Source organism: Legionella sp. PATHC039 (assembly GCF_026191275.1).
Taxonomy (GTDB): domain Bacteria; phylum Pseudomonadota; class Gammaproteobacteria; order Legionellales; family Legionellaceae; genus Legionella; species Legionella pneumophila.
This window is the reverse complement of sequence record NZ_JAPHOP010000001.1, coordinates 1,931,962-1,949,233: the sequence shown is the minus strand read 5'-3', so window position 1 is coordinate 1,949,233 and position 17,272 is coordinate 1,931,962. Positions and strand designations below refer to the sequence as shown.

Sequence of the window (17,272 nt, the reverse complement as noted above, 5' to 3'; positions counted from 1 at the left end):
TTAAGGGCAGTTCAGAGCTCCATTATTCCAGACTGCCTGGCCGGGTGTTGTTCCGGATTGGACAAATCCAGTGGCCAAAACCATTGCCGAGCGGGCAAACGCATTGCCTCTGTTATCACACATAGTGAAGTTACTTTGGGTTGTTGATAACCCATGTGGGTCAAAAACAACACTGGATACGTTTGAAGTGATAACAGGATCATTCACTGAAGTCTGGTGCGATTTTAAAAGCGTTGGTGCTCCTGCTGCTGGTTGGGTCACCACTATCCATCCTGAGCTCCAGTTAGCTCCACAGGCCGTTGAACCTGGTGAACCTAATGGACATACTGCCACATTGACTGCTCGATCAAGTGCCACTCCACGCGCATAGTTTAACGAGCTTACCAGTGAGTCAATGTTTGAAGTCAAACGGTTATTCAAAATCATAGTTCTTAGTGAAGGGACGATTAGAGTTAAGATGATGGCAAAAACAGATAGGGTTACTAATAATTCAACCAGTGTGAATCCGGCTATGGAAAGAGGGCTGCTGTTAAGATGGACCTCAGTATCGAAGCTGTCTTTACAAAGATCATTGTACATTATGCCTTTTGTTTGTATCTTTTGTTCTATATTAGATTGTGCGGGCAATACACTACTATCAACGCAAAATAACATATTAGCTACATTGCGCAGAGAGAACTTTTGTAATTCCTTTATCACTTTGTTCAAAGCATTATCCCTATTATTTGATCGAACCCACTGCATTATTAATTATAGTTCAAATTAGTTAAATTTTTTACAAGTAATTGGCAACAGCGAATTGTAATCTTTGCGTCACAGCTTATGTTAGATATGAGAGGCACTTCTCAATAACTGATAACGCTTCGAGATTTTCTTGAAATTATTCTATACTTAGATAAGTAAAATGACAGGTAATCCTATGAAACATAGAAGATCTGAAACTCAAGACATTGATGATGCCATCATAAAAACTCTAAATAAATTATTGGAAATCGAGCTAGCGGGTGTTGTGCGCTATACCCATTACTCCTTTATGGTCTTTGGATTTAATCGCATCCCGATCTGCAAATGGATGCGAGATCAGGCTCAAGAAAGTTTGAACCACGCTCATCTAATCGGTGAGCTTATTACCCATTTTTCCTATCATCCTACACTTAAAATCGGTAAGTTATTAGAGACTCATGAGCATAATATTAGCAATATTTTAGAAGAGTCACTTGAGCATGAAAGGCAAAGCCTGGATTTGTATTATCAACTATTACAATATTCAGAAAATAAGTCGGTGTTAGTTGAAGAATTTGCAAGACAAATGATTCAAGAAGAAGAAATGCATCTTGGAGAAATATCCAAAATGCTTAATTCCCCGACAACTTTCAAAGATTAACAAGAGTTCTTTTCTTTGTCGATTATTCCATTTCTTGTTTGACTTGGAAGAGTCAAACAAGTTTTTGGTATTTTTTAATTCATTGACAAGAGCGATCGATGGTTGCTCAAGATTATCAATCAGCGAGAGTTAAAAGTTCGAATGCTCTCTTCTAATTCCTTAGGGATAATCTTGTTATCACTGTCTTTTTGATGTCTTTGGGTAAAAAGAATACATTGATTTAACAAGGAAGGAGCATCTGCCTTTCCAGAAAGTTCCCTAATCAGGTTAGAAATTGTTATAGACGGTTGAATTTTATGGCCATAATCATCAATCAAAATGATTTTTTGCACATTGGGAAATGCAGCGCCCAGTGCTCTTCGTTGTTCTTTGGACATTTCTTTGACACTATAAAAGCTCAAATAAACAGTTTGCACATGCTTTAGAGAATCCTTAAGGAGTGCCAGCTTTTCAAAGGGTACTTCATGCAAGGAGTTAAAGCTCAAATTAAGTGACGCCACGTGAGGAGGGATACTGGTAAAAATTTGTGATAAGTCAGTGCTACTCTCCAGATCGAAATAATTCATACTTAAATCCAGTGAGGTCACATTTTCGGGGATGGCCGCAAAGGCCTTTTCTAACTCCACCCCACGGTTATTGCCCAGGTAATTACAATGCAAATTAAGCGAAGTTACACTGGCTTGGATAGCAGCAAAGGCTTGTGCTAATTCAGCACCACTTTTCTTGTGGAGATCATTGCAGCTTAAATTGAGAGAAGTTACATTGGTAGGGATGGCGGCCAGGAGTTGTGCCAATTCTGCACCACTTTTGTCGCATAAGTGATTGTTAGTCAAATCCAACGATATAACGCTGTCAGGTATATACTTAAAGGCCTGAATTAATTCAGCATTACTTATATTGCCTAATTCATTCAAACTCAAATCAAGAGAGGTAACGCCATGAGGGATAGAGATAAATTCTTGTATCAGGTTGCTGGTTCTGGTTAATATTAATTCGTAAAACATCGTGAAAATCTCCCAAATACATGGATTTTGTTTTAATCAAATGGGTAATAATATCAACCGATAGTTCATTTTTAAAATCAATTGTTTGTATATTGTCTATGCAAATTTCTTATAAGCGAAGGGTTAAAGTGAGTTTGTTTTGTTGCAATCAGATGCAAATCGGTGCTGTGCTGAAAGTAAGAATTATCTCTAATAAAGATGCGTAAAGAAATGTTGACTCATTAGCAAATTGTGTGCACACTTATTGATCAAAAAAAGGGGGAGTGCTATGCCGAATTCAAGTATACAAATCTGGTTGCAAAGACAAATAGCTTTAAGAACTTTTCCTCCCAATAGAGAGGACTGGTATGTCAAAAATGGTTTCGGTAATTCAGAGATGTCACTTGAAGAACGTTTTGCTTGTTTTGTAAAGGCAATACGTCAAGAGGATTGTCCCTACCATGAACAATTATCCGGTATAGACTTTCATCGCTTTGAAATCGAGGTGACTTTAGCTAGCCAAAAAACCTGTATGACCGAGGTGATAGGGTTTCAGAATAATTCCAATCAATCAAGCTCCTTACTAAATGAGAAGGACAAAGCTGTTGGAAAGGGAAAACATGTGATTTATTTCACTGGAATCGGAACACAATATCAAGATTGCCTGATTGATATAGCAAAAGCTGTTCAAATAACGGGAGCGCATTATTATGCTTTTGAATACCCGGGCATGAGAAAACTGGGCGGTGAAGTGTTAGAAGTCAATGATATGGTTAACACTGGAATAGCGCTGGCCAATACCTTACTTGAAAAAGGCATATCAATTGATGATATCCTTTTTCAAGGGGATTCCTTTGGTGCTGCGGTGGCAAAAAAAGTCAGTGATCAATTCAAACTGCAATCAAATGTAACAGTAAGATGCATTCTGAATAATACCTTTTCCACTTTTCAAGCTGCTGTCGAAGGAAATCTGGGTGCGTTCTCTACTTTGCGATATACAGTTCGCCCCCTGCTTCGCTATACTGGTTGGGATATTCGTCCAGGGGATAACTATGGCCTAGATACCCCTTACCAAATTCATATCAATCATACAGGTGATCTTACCTTAGGGGTAGGGCATGCAACGCTTGCAGAAAGCGTTGAATCCAATTCTCAACTTGAACATTTCATTGATCCCTGTCCTGAAGAGTATCGTATTAAAAGAGATATCTATAAACAGTGGCATTGGGCCTCATTAAGCGAACAAGGAATAACATTTCTCGAGACGAAATATGGCAGAAATAGTGACGGCCAATTGGACACGCATCTGGCCGATTTGTATTTGCTAAAGTATGATACAGGTCTGGGGGTTTATGAATCATTTATTTGTAAATACCTCGAAGACAGTAATGACTATATCGCCAATCACCCGCAAAAACTTTCGCTTGACGAATTACCAAGTCCTCTTGAGTCCGAAACAGTTTCATTGGGACAATTGATTGTCTCTGTGTTACCATCAAGGCCTAGTATAGCCGGTTTTTTTGGTCGTCCTAAACCAGTCAAGGATGAAGTGGATTCAGAGAATCAAGCTCAGAAATTAATGGAGCTAAAGTAAGCTGTAATACTACCTGTGAAACAAAAACAACAGCTTGAACATGGATAAAAAAATTATTGCGGCAGCCTCTTTTGGCACCTTGTTTGAAATGTACGACTATGCCATTTATGGGTTTATGGCGCCTATTTTGGCGCCTCTTTTTTTTCCTGCCACTGATAAACACACTGCTCTCATCGCAACATTTGGTATTTTTGCCGCAGGTTTTTTTGTTCGGCCATTCTCTGCTTATTGGTTAGGGAATCTGGGTGACAAAATTGGCCGCAAAAAAACATTGACTATGACTCTTATGGTCATGACTTTTTCATCAAGTTTTATTGGTTTATTACCTACCTATCAAGAGGCGGGCATTCTCGCTCCGATATTACTCACGCTATGTCGATTAACTCAAGGGGTTTCTGTAGCAGGGGAAATGACACTAGCTAGTATTTACATTTATGAAAATGTGAACATGCGCCATAAAGGTTTAGCAGTCAGTTTCGTCACTTTAGGTTCTATTTGTGGATTGTTGCTTGCAATAATAGTAAGCAAAATAACCCTGATATTTTTTTCCGGTCAGTCTCCCGATTTTCTCTGGCGCTTCCCATTTTTAATAGGAATATTCGTAGGGTTTATCGGACTTTATTTGCGAAGTCAAACCAGAGAATTAACCGATTTTGCAAAAGTAATTGTTCAAAGACAATCTCATCCCATACTGAATGCCTGGCGTTATCGGAAAAAAGCAATTGCTGCTATTTTTCTTTTGGCAATTTATTGCAACAGTAGCTTTTATACATTTTTTGTTTATATGCCTTCATACCTGCAACAGCAGGAGTTGCCATTAACTACAGCGATGGATGTCATTATCATAGGGATGATTTGTTATAGTATGGGTCTCTTATTATCAGGTTTCACCTCTGATATTTTAGGCAGGCGCTTTCCTTTGGCAGTCAGTTTAATTGCAACTTTATGTACAGTTTTGGTAATAAATTATTTGATCAATACAGGTACTTTATTACAAATTACTGTTGCCTGCAGTGTTTTGGCTGTCATTATCTCTTTTTTTATTGGAAGCGCATTTACCGCCAGCCTTGAACAATTACCGCAGGAAGAGCGCGCCAGTGGCTTTACTTTATTTTTTAACTTGTCTAATTCCCTATTTGGAGGCACAGCACCACTCATTATTTTGCTATTAAGTTATGCTTTCATTCATTTTGCATTTTCTATTTATTTGATGGTGATGGCTTTGTTGACTCTTCCTGCCCTACGGTTGATTCAAGAAAAAGGCACGAATTAATTTATTGGTTTATGGTACGAAAAACAGTGATCTAACACAAAAATGTGCCCAGTTTGGTTGCGTAAAATATATTTATCCTGACTGTGGAAATATGGAAGTTGGTCTCACCTTATAAAAAATTTCTATTTATGAAAAAAATAGTTTCCAAAATTGTGGATTCTCAAGCCAATTGATTTGCCAGATACTGCACCAGTTTTTATTTCTCCGGAAGAAATGCAAAACCTGAAAAGGATTTGCAATTTAATACATAACAAAAAACAGTTTTTCAGCTCGATAAAAGCAAGTTACTGCGGGCCAACGAATGCTAAAAATGAGTGGTATCAACCCTGGTATCCGAAATCAATCTCTAAGGTGCGGAAAATCTCGCTATATCAGATAGCCCTCGGTTTTTTAAAATTTCAAATCCACCAGATAAAAGAAGTTAATGGCACTTCAGTGTTTTCTCATCGGTAATTAGTTTGGAGATCAAGTATTCCGAAATTTCTTGCCAAATATCAGGGAATAGTTGAGATCGAATGTATTGAAGTAATAAATATTACTATTTTCCAAGAGAAATAAATGAAAATAAATAAGACAACAAATGATCAAAATGCAGATCAAAAATCAAGCCAATATATTTATGTGGAAAAAAAAGAGATAGGCGGTATTGATACAGAAATTATTACCGAATCTCACTACCCTATTCCTTGGGGCTCTGCTTCAGAAAGACCGCTCGATTATTATGAAAAACAATCAAAAGTTATCACCTACTATAAAGAAGATATTGATCTGGATGGTAATCCATTTAACAAAAAAATTGAAATAGAAATACCTAAAGTTGATGAAGGTGAAAACAGACACCGTAGAATTAAAGTAAAGGTTGATGGAAATCCCATAATTTTTCAAGATAACAATATTCTGGATATGGATGAAACTTTTAATATCCGTGATGTTAATTTGTTAATCCATATGGTTCTTAACAATTTTCATCCCAAGAGTAACTCAACCTGTTTGCAAACAATCACTCCTTTTATTCATCTACTTGGAACTGATGGGGATGAGGATTATGAATTTAATCAAAAAAATAATGGAGATGTGAGTAAAGTTCTTCTTCCATATGTCCAGGAAATGTGTTCGTTAAGCAACAGTTCTGTGGTTAGGCAGCTATTAATCCCAGTGGCAACAAAAGGTGGTCTTCATCACTGGAATTTGTGTATGTTATTTATCGACGAAAATAATATTCCTTCACTTTATTATATTGAATCAGAAAACCTATTAGCTTCGTTTGATTACTATACTTATATGTATTACATGGAAGATTACAAAATGCATATTCTCCCACAGGTCAATGCATTATTGGCTAAATTTCACTATCCAGCGATTGATAAAGTCAATTTCTGCCAAGCAAAACAATTTAGCCAGGAGGGTTGTGGTATTGCAATGAGCCTTAATATTCACAAAATTCTGGAAGAAAAATATCCTCAAGTTATTTGTTATTCCAATACACCGAGAAAAGGGATTCCAAGTCATACAGAAATACAGTGTTTATCAAGTAATGTGAGTATTGAAGAGGATGCTTTAATGCGAGTAGAGCTTGCATTTAAAATACAAGCACGCGCATCAATTATTGCAGAGGGCGCTCTTGATGCAAAGATGGTAGAAAAAAAGAGCTTGGTTTGTAGTGAAATTTTAAGTGATTTACATAGTTTAAGTGTAAAGGCTAAAGAAGCATTTGGCTTCTTTCAATCAACGCAACTTAGAATATCGTCTGAAATGCATTCGGTTATGGCACAAGACAAAGGCAATGATGAAGCATCTTCCAGTGATATAAATGCTGAAGTATGTCGTTTATGCTGAGACATAATATAAATAGACCTCTTGCATGATCTGATTATTTTGTTTTAGGGCAAGGAGCAAACGTTTTGAAGATTGGGGTTTACATGCAGTAGATGAGACTTACAGAAACGTTTGCAACGCAGAAATAAAACAAAAGAGACAAGTTAGGCAAATCAGGCCTAATGCAAACCATCGTAAATGTTCGCTTTTGAAACAACATTTTATGGTAGTACGCTATGTTTAGTTTTGATGCGATAAAAGGCAATCAAAGCTAAACATAATCGGAAGAATTTCTAGTATGATTATCTATGGTGTGACAACTTGCAAATGATTATGCCAAATCAAAGAGATCGGCATTCATAACCTTTGTCCATGCTGTAACAAAGTCCTGTATGAATTTTCCCTTGTTATCATCCTGGGCATAGACTTCAGCATAGGAGCGCAGAATCGAATTAGAGCCAAAAACCAGATCTACACGAGTCGCTGTCCACTTGATGTTACCTGCTTTACGGTCTCGAATTTCGTACAAATTGTCTTTGCTTGGTATCCATACATTGGCCATATCGGTCAAGTTGACAAAAAAGTCATTAGTCAGGACACCAACGCGATCAGTGAATACACCATGTTGGGTATTGTTGTGATTAGTACCCAACACGCGCAGACCTCCAACAAGGACTGTCATCTCATGGGCTGTCAGTCCCATGAGTTGAGTGCGATCTAGCATGAGCTCTTCAGGACGGACATCATATGCCTTCTTAAGCCAGTTGCGATAGCCATCATGAAGCGGTTCCAGAACGTCAAAGGATTCTGCATCCGTCATGTCATCGGTTGCATCCCCACGGCCAGGAGCAAAGGGAACGATAATGTCAAAGCCAGCCGCCTTGGCAGCCTTCTCGATACCGACGTTTCCGGCAAGTACAATCACATCTGCCACGCTTGCACCTGTATCAGCAGCGATGTCTTCAAGAATTCGCAAGACTTTAGTCAGGCGTTGTGGCTCATTGCCTTCCCAGTCTTTTTGTGGCTTTAGTCGTATACGTGCTCCATTCGCACCACCGCGCTTATCTGAGCCGCGGAAAGTGCGTGCGCTGTCCCATGCAGTAGAAACCATTTCACCGATGGTCAGATTGCTGGCCGCAATTTTTGCTTTGGCGGCAGCAATATCATATGCCCTGTTACCAGCAGGCACCGGATCTTGCCAAATCAAATCTTCTTTAGGAACATCAGGGCCAATGTAGCGCGTCTTCGGCCCCATATCGCGATGGGTCAGTTTGAACCAGGCTCGTGCAAAAACTTCTGCAAAATAGTTGGGATCTTTGTAAAAGCGCTCGGCGATTTTACGATAAACAGGATCCATTTTGATTGCCATGTCAGCGTCTGTCATGATTGGATTGTGCCGAATGGCGGGGTCTTCGACATCTACTGGTTTGTCCTCTTCCTTAATATGGATGGGTTCCCATTGCCAGGCACCGGCGGGGCTTTTTTTCAGTTCCCAATCGTAATTCAGCAATAAATAGAAGTAGCCATTGTCCCAATGAGTAGGGTGTGTCGTCCATGCGCCTTCAATACCACTTGAAACAGTATTACGGCCTATGCCTCTGGTGGTTTTGTTAATCCAGCCAAGCCCTTGGTCTTCAATATCAGCTGCCTCAGGCTCTGGTCCCAAAAATTTTGCATTGCCATTACCATGACATTTGCCAACAGTATGTCCTCCGGCAGTCAGAGCAACGGTTTCCTCATCGTTCATAGCCATACGCCCAAAGGTTACACGAACATCCTTCGCTGTGCGCAGCGGGTCAGGTTGACCATTCACTCCTTCAGGGTTTACATAAATTAAGCCCATTTGTACTGCCGCTAGCGGGGTTTCCAGGGATTGACGGTCTTTATCATCATAACGCTTGGCGCCTAACCATTCTTGTTCTGAACCCCAATAAACATCTTTTTCGGGATGCCAAATGTCTTCGCGGCCAAAACCAAAACCGAAAGTTTTAAGTCCCATTGACTCATAAGCGATGGTGCCAGCCAGGACAATCAAGTCTGCCCAACTAATCTTGTTGCCATATTTTTTCTTGATGGGCCATAATAAGCGACGTGCTTTATCCAGGTTCACATTGTCAGGCCATGAATTCAATGGGGCAAAGCGCTGATTGCCTGTACCAGCACCGCCGCGGCCATCCGCAACACGATAAGAACCTGCAGCATGCCAGGACATACGAATCATTAAACCACCGTAGTGCCCCCAATCAGCAGGCCACCATGCCTGGCTGTCAGTCATCAAAGCATGCAAATCCTTTTTGAGTGCCTCAAAATCCAGTTTCTTGACTTCTTCACGATAGTTGAAATCTTTTCCCATTGGATTTGTCTTGGTGTCATGCTGATGCAATATATCCAGGTTCAAGGCATTGGGCCACCATGCCGTGTTGGATGTTTCTGCAGATGTCATCCCGCCATGTATCACCGGACACCCGGTTGCTGTATTTCCAACTTTTCCATCCATAAACACTCCTGGTCGCAGATCATAATTCACTAGAGACCTAACTATAGCTTAAGGCAGGGTAGCTAAGCAATCGAAGCAAAGACACTATCAAGCGAGAGATTGCAGAGTGAAAAATGCCGAATCCATAGCAAAGAAAATCACTGCTGCGAGTTCTTGTTTTTCATTTTTCCTGATGCTGGAAGGTATTCGTAAACTACCTGGTTAAACTTGACTCTTATAGGGTTGGTAGTCATGATATTTCTGTTTACAATGCAAAAATATAATGATTTCGCTCTTGCTAACTGGCGAATTGTTTACTCGCATCAAAATCATAAGGACATGTGAAAATCAGATGAATAAAAATTTAAGTGCTTTGAGTTTACTTTGGATTTCAATTACCAGCATGGTAGGCTCGGGCTGGTTATTTGGTTCTCTATATTCTGCTCATTTTGCTGGTCCTGCCGCCATTATCGCTTGGCCACTGGCAGGTTTTTTACTTCTGTTTGTTGCTTTGTCTTACGCTGAGTTAGCTACGATGTTTCCACAGTCCGACAGCCTGGCTTGCTTGCCTTTATATACCCATGGACGTTTGACTGGCATTATCATGAGTGTTATGACGTGGTTTTCCCTGGCCATTTTGCCAGTGATTGAAACGCAAGGTGTCATTCAATATGCCAGTAATTATATTCCAGATCTGGTATCTCATGACTCTTTGCACTATCGAAATACACCAGCAGGTTATATGCTGTCCCTGGTTGTATTAATGAGTTTTGTTTTGTTTAATTATTTTGGTATTGGTTTGTTTGCCCGCATTAATGCCGCATTTACTATCTGGAAGATAATAATCCCTATTCTTACTATCGCAAGCTTGGTAACCATGAGTTATCACCCGGGTAATTTTTTTCAGCACGGTGGTTTTATGCCTTATGGTTGGCAGGGCGTTATGGCAGCAATGTCAAGCGGAGGTGTGCTTTTTTCACTGTTAGGGTTTCGACAAGTGGTTATCATGATGGGTGAATTGGAGAAACCAGGACAATACATACCCCTGATTTTGGGTGGTTCACTAGTGTTCGTGACGTTACTTTACACTGGTTTACAATGGTCCTTTATTGGGAGTGTCAGCGAGCAAGCCCTGGAAAAAGGGTGGGTGAATTTGTCTTTTACTGGTGATGCAGGACCATTTGCCGCTCTCGCTGCAATGGCCGGTATGCTTTGGTTGAGTATTTTATTGTACGCCGATGCTTTTATATCACCTTATTCCACTGGTCTTGTTTATTCAACCACAGCAGCTCACATGCTAAGCAGTATGGGATCAGTTGTTCCTACACCTGTAATTCTTACCAAACAAAACAGGTATCAAGTTCCCTGGGTTAGTTTAGGCGTAAATTTCTTACTCGCTGGCACCATGTCGCTCGTGTTGCGCGGATGGCAAGAAATGTCGGCTTTTCTTGTGGCAATATTAATGATTAGCTATTCCATAGGGCCTGTAGCACTGGTTTGCTTACGTCAGCAATTACCGCACTATAAGCGTCCTTTTCGTTTGCATGGGAGTAACCTTATTGGCTTTCTCGGATTTTATGTTTGTACAGTTGGTGTTTATTGGGCAGGTTTCCATAGCGTACGAAAGTTATTGGTGATCACTATTCTGGGAGTAGTGTGTTCTTTCCTCTATTGCCTTATAAAAAATGCACATCGGGAGATTGATAGCAAACAAGCACTATGGTTTATATTCTATCTTTTTGGACTTGGTATTTTCTCATTTCTTGGTAATTATGGTGGTAAGCATATCCTTCCACAGTATTGGGATTTGTTGTATTTATTAGTTTTCAGCTTGCTTGTATTTGGTTTTGCCCTATTGTCCAGAAAGCCCAATGCCTACACTCAAAACATGGTTGCCCAAAATACACACACTAATATAACTGCTCCTGCTTTCTCAATTGAGCGATATAATATTGCTTGATTAGAGCCCTTAATGATTAATATTATTCAATGTTGATCTTGACATGACCATTATGGATCATGATAATGCGATTGGTTTTTTAAAGTCACTTTGCTGCAAGGATTGCCAGCCTTAACTAGGAAAAATATGAAAAATAAAATAGTTTTGTTGGCTCCAGTCTCTTTATCCTTTCTTTTCTCATTCTCTACTTATGCTGCGGATTACGAATTTAATGGTTTGTCATTAAGTGCTTCTCTAGGCATTCTGTCAGGTAAAGCTCATGAATATGTTTACCATCCAGAGACAGACACTAAGTTAAGCCAGCTGGATTGGCGCATAAAAAATGCTCCGATAATAAAAGGGGAATTAAATTATGATTTCATGGATTGGCTTAGCATGAACAGTAGAGGCTGGACAACTTTGGTAAAAAATAAAGCTGCTATGGATGATTATGATTGGCTAAATCCTTATCAAGATAAGTGGACTCACTGGTCTCATCATGAAGATACGCATCTCAATTATGCAAATGAGTTAGATATGAGCTTAAGGGCTTGGTTGATGCAAAAACAAAATTACAAGTTAGGCCTGGCTACTGGTTATCAATGGAATTCCTTTGACTGGAAAGCTACCGGGGGTTGTTATCAATATAACGGAGGGCTCTATGCCGGTTGTTTTCCAGGAGATCAACCTGGAATAGGATACCAACAAAAATTTAGAACCCCTTATGTTGGTCTGGCAGGGAAGTATTTTATTAATAATTTTGAGTTTAGTGGTCTTTTAAAATTTAGTGATTGGGTTTCAGCTCAAGATCATGATGAGCATTATGCCCGTAACTTAACATTCAATGAGCGGGGAAATAGCTCCAGATATTATGCGGCAACGATTCATTCTGGCTATTTTTTGAAACCTAATACGAAGATTTTTGTAGAGGCCTCTTACAATCATTATTCTAATGGGAGAGCGGATACTGAAATCATTGACAATGAAACGGGTGAGCGCAGTTATTTCGGTGATTCAGCAGGCCTATCCAATAAACACTATACTGTTGCTCTTGGGTTACAATATCTTTTTTAAAAGGTCAAATTCTCTAATCTCAACTGGCAACTGTCTTAAGTTCTAACTTCAAGACAGTTGTTACATAAGTTCTTTATTTCAACCATATCTGGATATGGATCTGAATATTATGCAAACTGAAGCTTTATGCTTGGGTTTAATTCTTCTTTTGAATCCATGTTAAACAGTGCAGGCAATTTTTCACGGATTTGCTCTGTAAGCGTTTCATCTGAGCCTTGATTGTTTTCAAGCCGGATTGTTTCATGTGAAGGATACTCAAAAAATGTATCCATTTTGGTGGCGTAGCGCAAGCTTACTTTGCTTTCCTGGCTGCGAAATCGGTTGGTGATGCGACTTGCTCGCAGTACAGGCGTGACATCAATCATTACAAATTTGAGTTCGGGTATGGCGTTTAATAACTTGATACGGTGCTTGTCGAGATACATCGCTTGCGAAATAGCAAAACTCTCTTTGGGCGTTTTTTCTTTTTGAGTATTAATAACATCTATCAAGACATCGACAAATTCATCAATCATCTCAGGAGTCATTTGTTCATCTTCAATTAAACAGTCACGCATTTTTTGGGTGATGTGGTTATCACCATCGATATGGACGATTTTAAGGTGTCTGAGCAGCTCTCCAATATAACTTTTACCCGAGCCAGTTTTGCCAAACAAAAAATAGATGGTCATTGTTCACAACCCTTGTAATGTATGTTCTTCACATTAGGTGAGTGAATAACCATACCTTAAAATCATGGGTTCGTCCATTGCAGGGTTGGCCGTTAAGGCAGCGCGGGGCTCTCTTGCCTACTATTTATTGACTTTTCTAATGCAACATTCATGTTCGTTTTTTCTGCCATCCCCAACATTTCTTCTATAAAGCCAATTAATTGTGCCCATGCATTTGATTCTACCTCTATGTTTTTTGCCAGTTTCAAAAATAATTTAGGCTCTATTTTCTCTACCTTCTCTTCAAAGGAAAAAACCATAAGGCCATCATTGGTCATTGTTGGAAATAAAGTATCTGCGCATGGTCTTAATTGGCCTTTATTTTTTCCTTATCTGAATGATCAATTCTTGGTATATCAAAGTAAATTCGGTACGTATCTTAAGTTACCACATATTTTCCAGCGATTCGTGCCGATTGATAATGAGGTTATTCCCAAGGGTCTGAACCAAAAGATCTGAAGTTGTCTGGGTGTAAATTTGCTTTCTTTAAGCTTTGAAGTAAAAGATATCCTAAAATTTTTCCAAATTTAAATTCAGAAATATTACAAGGTTTTTGTTTCGCGTTGTCTTCGAGATTAGTAATCCATTTTTGGATGATATTTTGATATTGACCTAACTCACGTTCAATCTAGAGATTTATTCGTCCACAATCAGCCGGAGGGCCAATAGATGGTTTAGCAAATTGAATCATTTCTATCATTCAAAGTATTTGTTTTATAATTATAGGTCACTTTTTTGGTATGTTTTTAATCTTTTTCAGGATCTGGGTATAATCTGAAAAAGAGCAAAAGCCAGGATTTAATCTTGATTTGTCACAGGTGCTATAAGGCCAGGTGCAAAATTCAATCCTGACCATAAAACAGCGCTTGCCCACTAAGATTTTCCATGTTAGGGATCAATTATTTTCACTAAATTTCTATCTGTCGTCCTATTTCAAACACTGATTCTGGCGGAAGATGAAAGTAGTTACTCATGGGAAGGGCATTGCGATGCATAAAAACGAAGAGAATTTTAATGTATTTTGACAGAGTATGACGGACATTGCGGACAAATATTGTTTCATGACCGATATAATAGGTTATGTCTTTGATATTCATGCCATAGCCTTGAGCCTCTAATTTCTTTAATAATTTTGGAATATGAGGTTGTTCCATAAAGCCATAATTTGCTACGGCATGCCAGATGCCTGCTCCTGTTTCTACAATTTGTAATTGATCACCCGGTTTACACCAGGGGATGGACAAGTTGTTAATATTTAAAATAATAACCTTATCCTGCAACACATGATTTTTCTTTACATGCCAAACCAGGGTTGGAGGAATATCCTGCTCCTTAGATGTAAGAAAAACAGCAGTTTTAGGCACACGGACTACCCCCTCTTTTTGAATACTGTCCAGAAAGGAATCGACTGTTATATTTTTTCCTTTTTGCCTGATAGCGATGGATTTATAGCCTTTATGCCAAATATACATTATGGAATAGATTATGATTGCCAATGTGATTGGTATATATCCGCCATTGAAAAACTTCGTGAGATTGGCCGCAAAAAAAGAGGCATCGACAATCATGAATAATCCAGCAACAAGCCCTGATGTGATAATATTCCATTTCCATAGTTTATGCAGTGCAATAAATAAAAGCACAGTGGTGCAAAGCATAGTCGCTGAAACAGCAATGCCATAGGCAGTAGCCAATTTTTCAGAACTCCCAAATCCAATAATAAGCCCAAGGGTAGCCAGCATTAAAAGCCAGTTAACAACTCCTATATAAATTTGCCCATAACCCTCTGAAGACGTTTGCGTGACTCGTAACCTGGGTAGCCAGCCCAGTTGCATTGCTTGTCTTGTCATGGAAAATGCCCCGGTAATAATGGCTTGGCTGGCAATAATTGTTGCGACGGTAGACAGAATTATTAACGGTAATAAAAAGTTACTTGGGCACAGCATGTAAAAAATATTATGCTCTGTAGATGCTCCTTCCAAAACCAAAGCGGCTTGTCCCAGATAGTTAAAGATAAGGCTTGGAAATGCCAGACCAAACCAGGCGCAGCGAATTGGGGTGGTACCAAAATGTCCCAGGTCTGCGTATAAAGCTTCTGCACCAGTGACACAAAGAAACACCCCACATAGAATAAAAAACCCTGTTGCGCCATTTGAAAATAAAAAATTTAAGCCATAAACAGGGTTTATCGCCGCTAAGACAAAAGGGTGTTGAATAATTCCTCTTGCCCCTAAAATACCAATGGTTAAAAACCAAAATGCCATCACTGGGCCAAAGGCCTTTCCAATAGTTGTGGTACCTTTAGATTGAATCGCAAAAAGTGTTATCAGAATTGTTATCGCAATAGGTAAAACATAATACTTAAGCGATGGGGAAAGGATCTCAAGTCCCTCTACAGCAGAGAGTACCGATATGGCTGGGGTAATTGTGCCATCTCCATAGATAAGAGCAGCCCCCATAAGTCCAACTGCAATAATGAAAGGCTTTTGTTTTAGTTTTAAACTTAAAAGAGACATCAACGCGAGAATACCTCCCTCTCCATCGTTGTCAATCCGTAAAGCAAAGCAAATATATTTAACAGACGCGATGATTATCAGAGTCCATATAATCAATGATGCCGAACCCATAATTGTAGCTACGTCCGGAGTTCCTCCTCCAGCCAGCAATATCACCGTTTTAAAAGTATAAAGAGGACTTGTTCCAATATCTCCGTAAACTATGCCCAAGGCTGATAGACTTAGTGCTCGCAATGTAGGATTGGAGTCGTTATGTTTTTCAATGTTTCTTATTGAGGGCATTGAGTTGGCTCTCTTATTAAGTTTGGCTTTACTCAAAAGGAGGGGCCACCCTCCAATAAGTGGTACTTTAATCTTAGATAAATTAATCTAATTATTTGAATTTGCAATAGAAAATAGATTAAATTACTGACCCATCTTTAATTATTTTCATCAATAAAGGATGTCGCAATGTTTTCTGACAAGGCCTTTTCACAAAAAAAGTTCAAAAGTAAATTAATTTTTTGTTCATCTACAGTGGGCTTGGGGCAAATTGCATAAAGATTGATATCTGGTGAAGATTCATGGGGCAATACTGGAATTAATGCTTCATTTTTTATTTCTTCATAAACTGAAAAATAAGGTACCCACAAAATCCCCACGTCTGCTACTGCAGCCTGTTTTAAGACACCAGCATTGTTGCTTATAAATTTCCCGAGACATGAATGATTTTTCTGTTAAAAACCCATTTATTTTGCAGGCCATAGAGAGTATTAATCAAACAATTATGCTTTGGTAATTCGTCGAGTGTCTGAGGAAGTCCATGTTGAGCAATATAACCAGGTGAGGCAAAGACCTTTGAAAATAACCTTTTACAAACCAGTTTTGGATGTTTGACATCATCAAATGAAATAGCTAGATCAAAGGTAGAGGAATAGAGTTCTTTTGTATCCGAACCGACAATAATATCTACTTCAATCTTGGGGTATTGCCGCATAAATTGAATACTTAATGTGGTTAAATAGGGAATTGCCGGAGTAACAGTAAGATAGAGCCTGATTACGCCATTTAATTCGAGCTGATCAGGTGTTGTAATGACTTTGACGGCCTCTAATTGATCGAAAAGCTGCAGTGACTTTTCATACAACCTATGGCCTGAATCAGTTACAGTTAATCGTGTCGTAGAGCGTATCAATAAAGTAACCTTTAACTCCTCCTCCAGCCAGGTTATTTGTTTGCTCAATTTAGAGGGGGATATGTACAATTTCTGCGCTGCTTTTGAAAAGCTTTTACAATCAACGGTTGCAATAAAGCCTTTCAAACAGGATAAAATATTCATCTTAAAATTTTCTTAATCGAGCTCTTTTTAGATGGTATAGACCTATATACCAGTTTTGTAAATCAACCGCATATCTCCTGACATAGACCAACGCTATTAGTTTATTACATGAAAACAGCAGTTAAAGCGGATAATCAAGTATCCCCGTGAAAGATTTCCTATAATTTGTCTCCGATTCTGCTATTTATTT

Annotated in this window: 12 protein-coding genes and 1 pseudogene; 6 read left to right on the top strand and 7 right to left on the bottom strand. The window is 39.0% G+C overall.

From position 1 onward, the window contains the following. Nucleotides 1-708 (bottom strand): GspH/FimT family pseudopilin, encoded by a 708-nt coding sequence (locus OQI99_RS08710; RefSeq protein ID WP_080447506.1) that lies wholly within the window; start codon nucleotides 706-708, stop codon nucleotides 1-3. Between the two features lie 211 nt (nucleotides 709-919). Between OQI99_RS08710 and OQI99_RS08705 the strand changes: the two genes are divergently transcribed. After that, nucleotides 920-1,384, top strand: a complete 465-nt coding sequence (locus OQI99_RS08705; protein WP_011216283.1) for a ferritin-like domain-containing protein — start codon at nucleotides 920-922, stop codon at nucleotides 1,382-1,384. A 119-nt stretch (nucleotides 1,385-1,503) separates the two neighbouring features. Here the strand turns inward: OQI99_RS08705 and legL6 are convergent, their stop codons facing one another. Further along, nucleotides 1,504-2,388, bottom strand: coding sequence for a Dot/Icm T4SS effector LegL6 (legL6, locus tag OQI99_RS08700; protein WP_265731740.1), 885 nt, complete (start codon nucleotides 2,386-2,388; stop codon nucleotides 1,504-1,506). A gap of 268 nt (nucleotides 2,389-2,656) precedes the next feature. Between legL6 and sdbB the strand changes: the two genes are divergently transcribed. The 3 genes from sdbB (at nucleotide 2,657) to OQI99_RS08685 (ending at nucleotide 7,070) form a co-directional block, all read left to right on the top strand. Then, nucleotides 2,657-3,961, top strand: a complete 1,305-nt coding sequence (gene sdbB / locus OQI99_RS08695) for a Dot/Icm T4SS effector alpha/beta hydrolase (RefSeq protein ID WP_061514145.1) — start codon at nucleotides 2,657-2,659, stop codon at nucleotides 3,959-3,961. Between the two features lie 40 nt (nucleotides 3,962-4,001). Continuing rightward, nucleotides 4,002-5,234, top strand: coding sequence for an MFS transporter (locus tag OQI99_RS08690; RefSeq protein ID WP_061514144.1), 1,233 nt, complete (start codon nucleotides 4,002-4,004; stop codon nucleotides 5,232-5,234). Between the two features lie 558 nt (nucleotides 5,235-5,792). Next, complete coding sequence (locus tag OQI99_RS08685; protein WP_265731739.1) at nucleotides 5,793-7,070, top strand: hypothetical protein; 1,278 nt, start codon at nucleotides 5,793-5,795, stop codon at nucleotides 7,068-7,070. Nucleotides 7,071-7,380: 310 nt separating this feature from the next. Here the strand turns inward: OQI99_RS08685 and katG are convergent, their stop codons facing one another. Beyond that, nucleotides 7,381-9,546, bottom strand: a complete 2,166-nt coding sequence (gene katG / locus OQI99_RS08680; RefSeq protein WP_061514142.1) for a catalase/peroxidase HPI — start codon at nucleotides 9,544-9,546, stop codon at nucleotides 7,381-7,383. A gap of 331 nt (nucleotides 9,547-9,877) precedes the next feature. On the opposite strand from katG, the gene OQI99_RS08675 reads away from it, so the two are divergent. Then, the gene (locus OQI99_RS08675) at nucleotides 9,878-11,485 is read left to right on the top strand and encodes an APC family permease (protein WP_265731738.1); all 1,608 of its coding nucleotides are present in this window, start codon (nucleotides 9,878-9,880) and stop codon (nucleotides 11,483-11,485) included. A gap of 126 nt (nucleotides 11,486-11,611) precedes the next feature. After that, nucleotides 11,612-12,538, top strand: coding sequence for an omptin family outer membrane protease Leo (leo, locus tag OQI99_RS08670; RefSeq protein WP_265731737.1), 927 nt, complete (start codon nucleotides 11,612-11,614; stop codon nucleotides 12,536-12,538). 107 nt (nucleotides 12,539-12,645) lie between these two features. On the opposite strand, the gene OQI99_RS08665 is transcribed toward leo, so the two are convergent. From OQI99_RS08665 to OQI99_RS08645, 4 genes and pseudogenes are all read right to left on the bottom strand, one after another. Beyond that, a complete protein-coding gene (locus OQI99_RS08665) occupies nucleotides 12,646-13,209 on the bottom strand; it encodes a hypothetical protein (RefSeq protein WP_265731736.1) in 564 nt (187 codons plus the stop codon). A gap of 92 nt (nucleotides 13,210-13,301) precedes the next feature. Beyond that, nucleotides 13,302-13,508 (bottom strand): hypothetical protein, encoded by a 207-nt coding sequence (locus OQI99_RS08660; RefSeq protein ID WP_265731735.1) that lies wholly within the window; start codon nucleotides 13,506-13,508, stop codon nucleotides 13,302-13,304. A gap of 648 nt (nucleotides 13,509-14,156) precedes the next feature. Continuing rightward, complete coding sequence (locus tag OQI99_RS08655; protein ID WP_265731734.1) at nucleotides 14,157-16,046, bottom strand: potassium transporter Kup; 1,890 nt, start codon at nucleotides 16,044-16,046, stop codon at nucleotides 14,157-14,159. Between the two features lie 137 nt (nucleotides 16,047-16,183). Beyond that, a pseudogene (locus tag OQI99_RS08645) lies at nucleotides 16,184-17,082 on the bottom strand (LysR substrate-binding domain-containing protein). Between the last annotated feature and the right edge of the window lie 190 nt (nucleotides 17,083-17,272).

Bases quoted from the DNA above. Each gene is read 5' to 3' on its own strand.
- OQI99_RS08660 (WP_265731735.1), bottom strand. From the start codon at position 13,508: ATGGTTTTTTCCTTTGAAGAGAAGGTAGAGAAAATAGAGCCTAAATTA.
- legL6 (WP_265731740.1), bottom strand. From the start codon at position 2,388: ATGTTTTACGAATTAATATTAACCAGAACCAGCAACCTGATACAAGAA.
- OQI99_RS08675 (WP_265731738.1), top strand. From the start codon at position 9,878: ATGAATAAAAATTTAAGTGCTTTGAGTTTACTTTGGATTTCAATTACC.
- leo (WP_265731737.1), top strand. From the start codon at position 11,612: ATGAAAAATAAAATAGTTTTGTTGGCTCCAGTCTCTTTATCCTTTCTT.
- katG (WP_061514142.1), bottom strand. From the start codon at position 9,546: ATGGATGGAAAAGTTGGAAATACAGCAACCGGGTGTCCGGTGATACAT.
- OQI99_RS08690 (WP_061514144.1), top strand. From the start codon at position 4,002: ATGGATAAAAAAATTATTGCGGCAGCCTCTTTTGGCACCTTGTTTGAA.
- sdbB (WP_061514145.1), top strand. From the start codon at position 2,657: ATGCCGAATTCAAGTATACAAATCTGGTTGCAAAGACAAATAGCTTTA.
- OQI99_RS08655 (WP_265731734.1), bottom strand. From the start codon at position 16,046: ATGCCCTCAATAAGAAACATTGAAAAACATAACGACTCCAATCCTACA.
- OQI99_RS08705 (WP_011216283.1), top strand. From the start codon at position 920: ATGAAACATAGAAGATCTGAAACTCAAGACATTGATGATGCCATCATA.
- OQI99_RS08685 (WP_265731739.1), top strand. From the start codon at position 5,793: ATGAAAATAAATAAGACAACAAATGATCAAAATGCAGATCAAAAATCA.
- OQI99_RS08665 (WP_265731736.1), bottom strand. From the start codon at position 13,209: ATGACCATCTATTTTTTGTTTGGCAAAACTGGCTCGGGTAAAAGTTAT.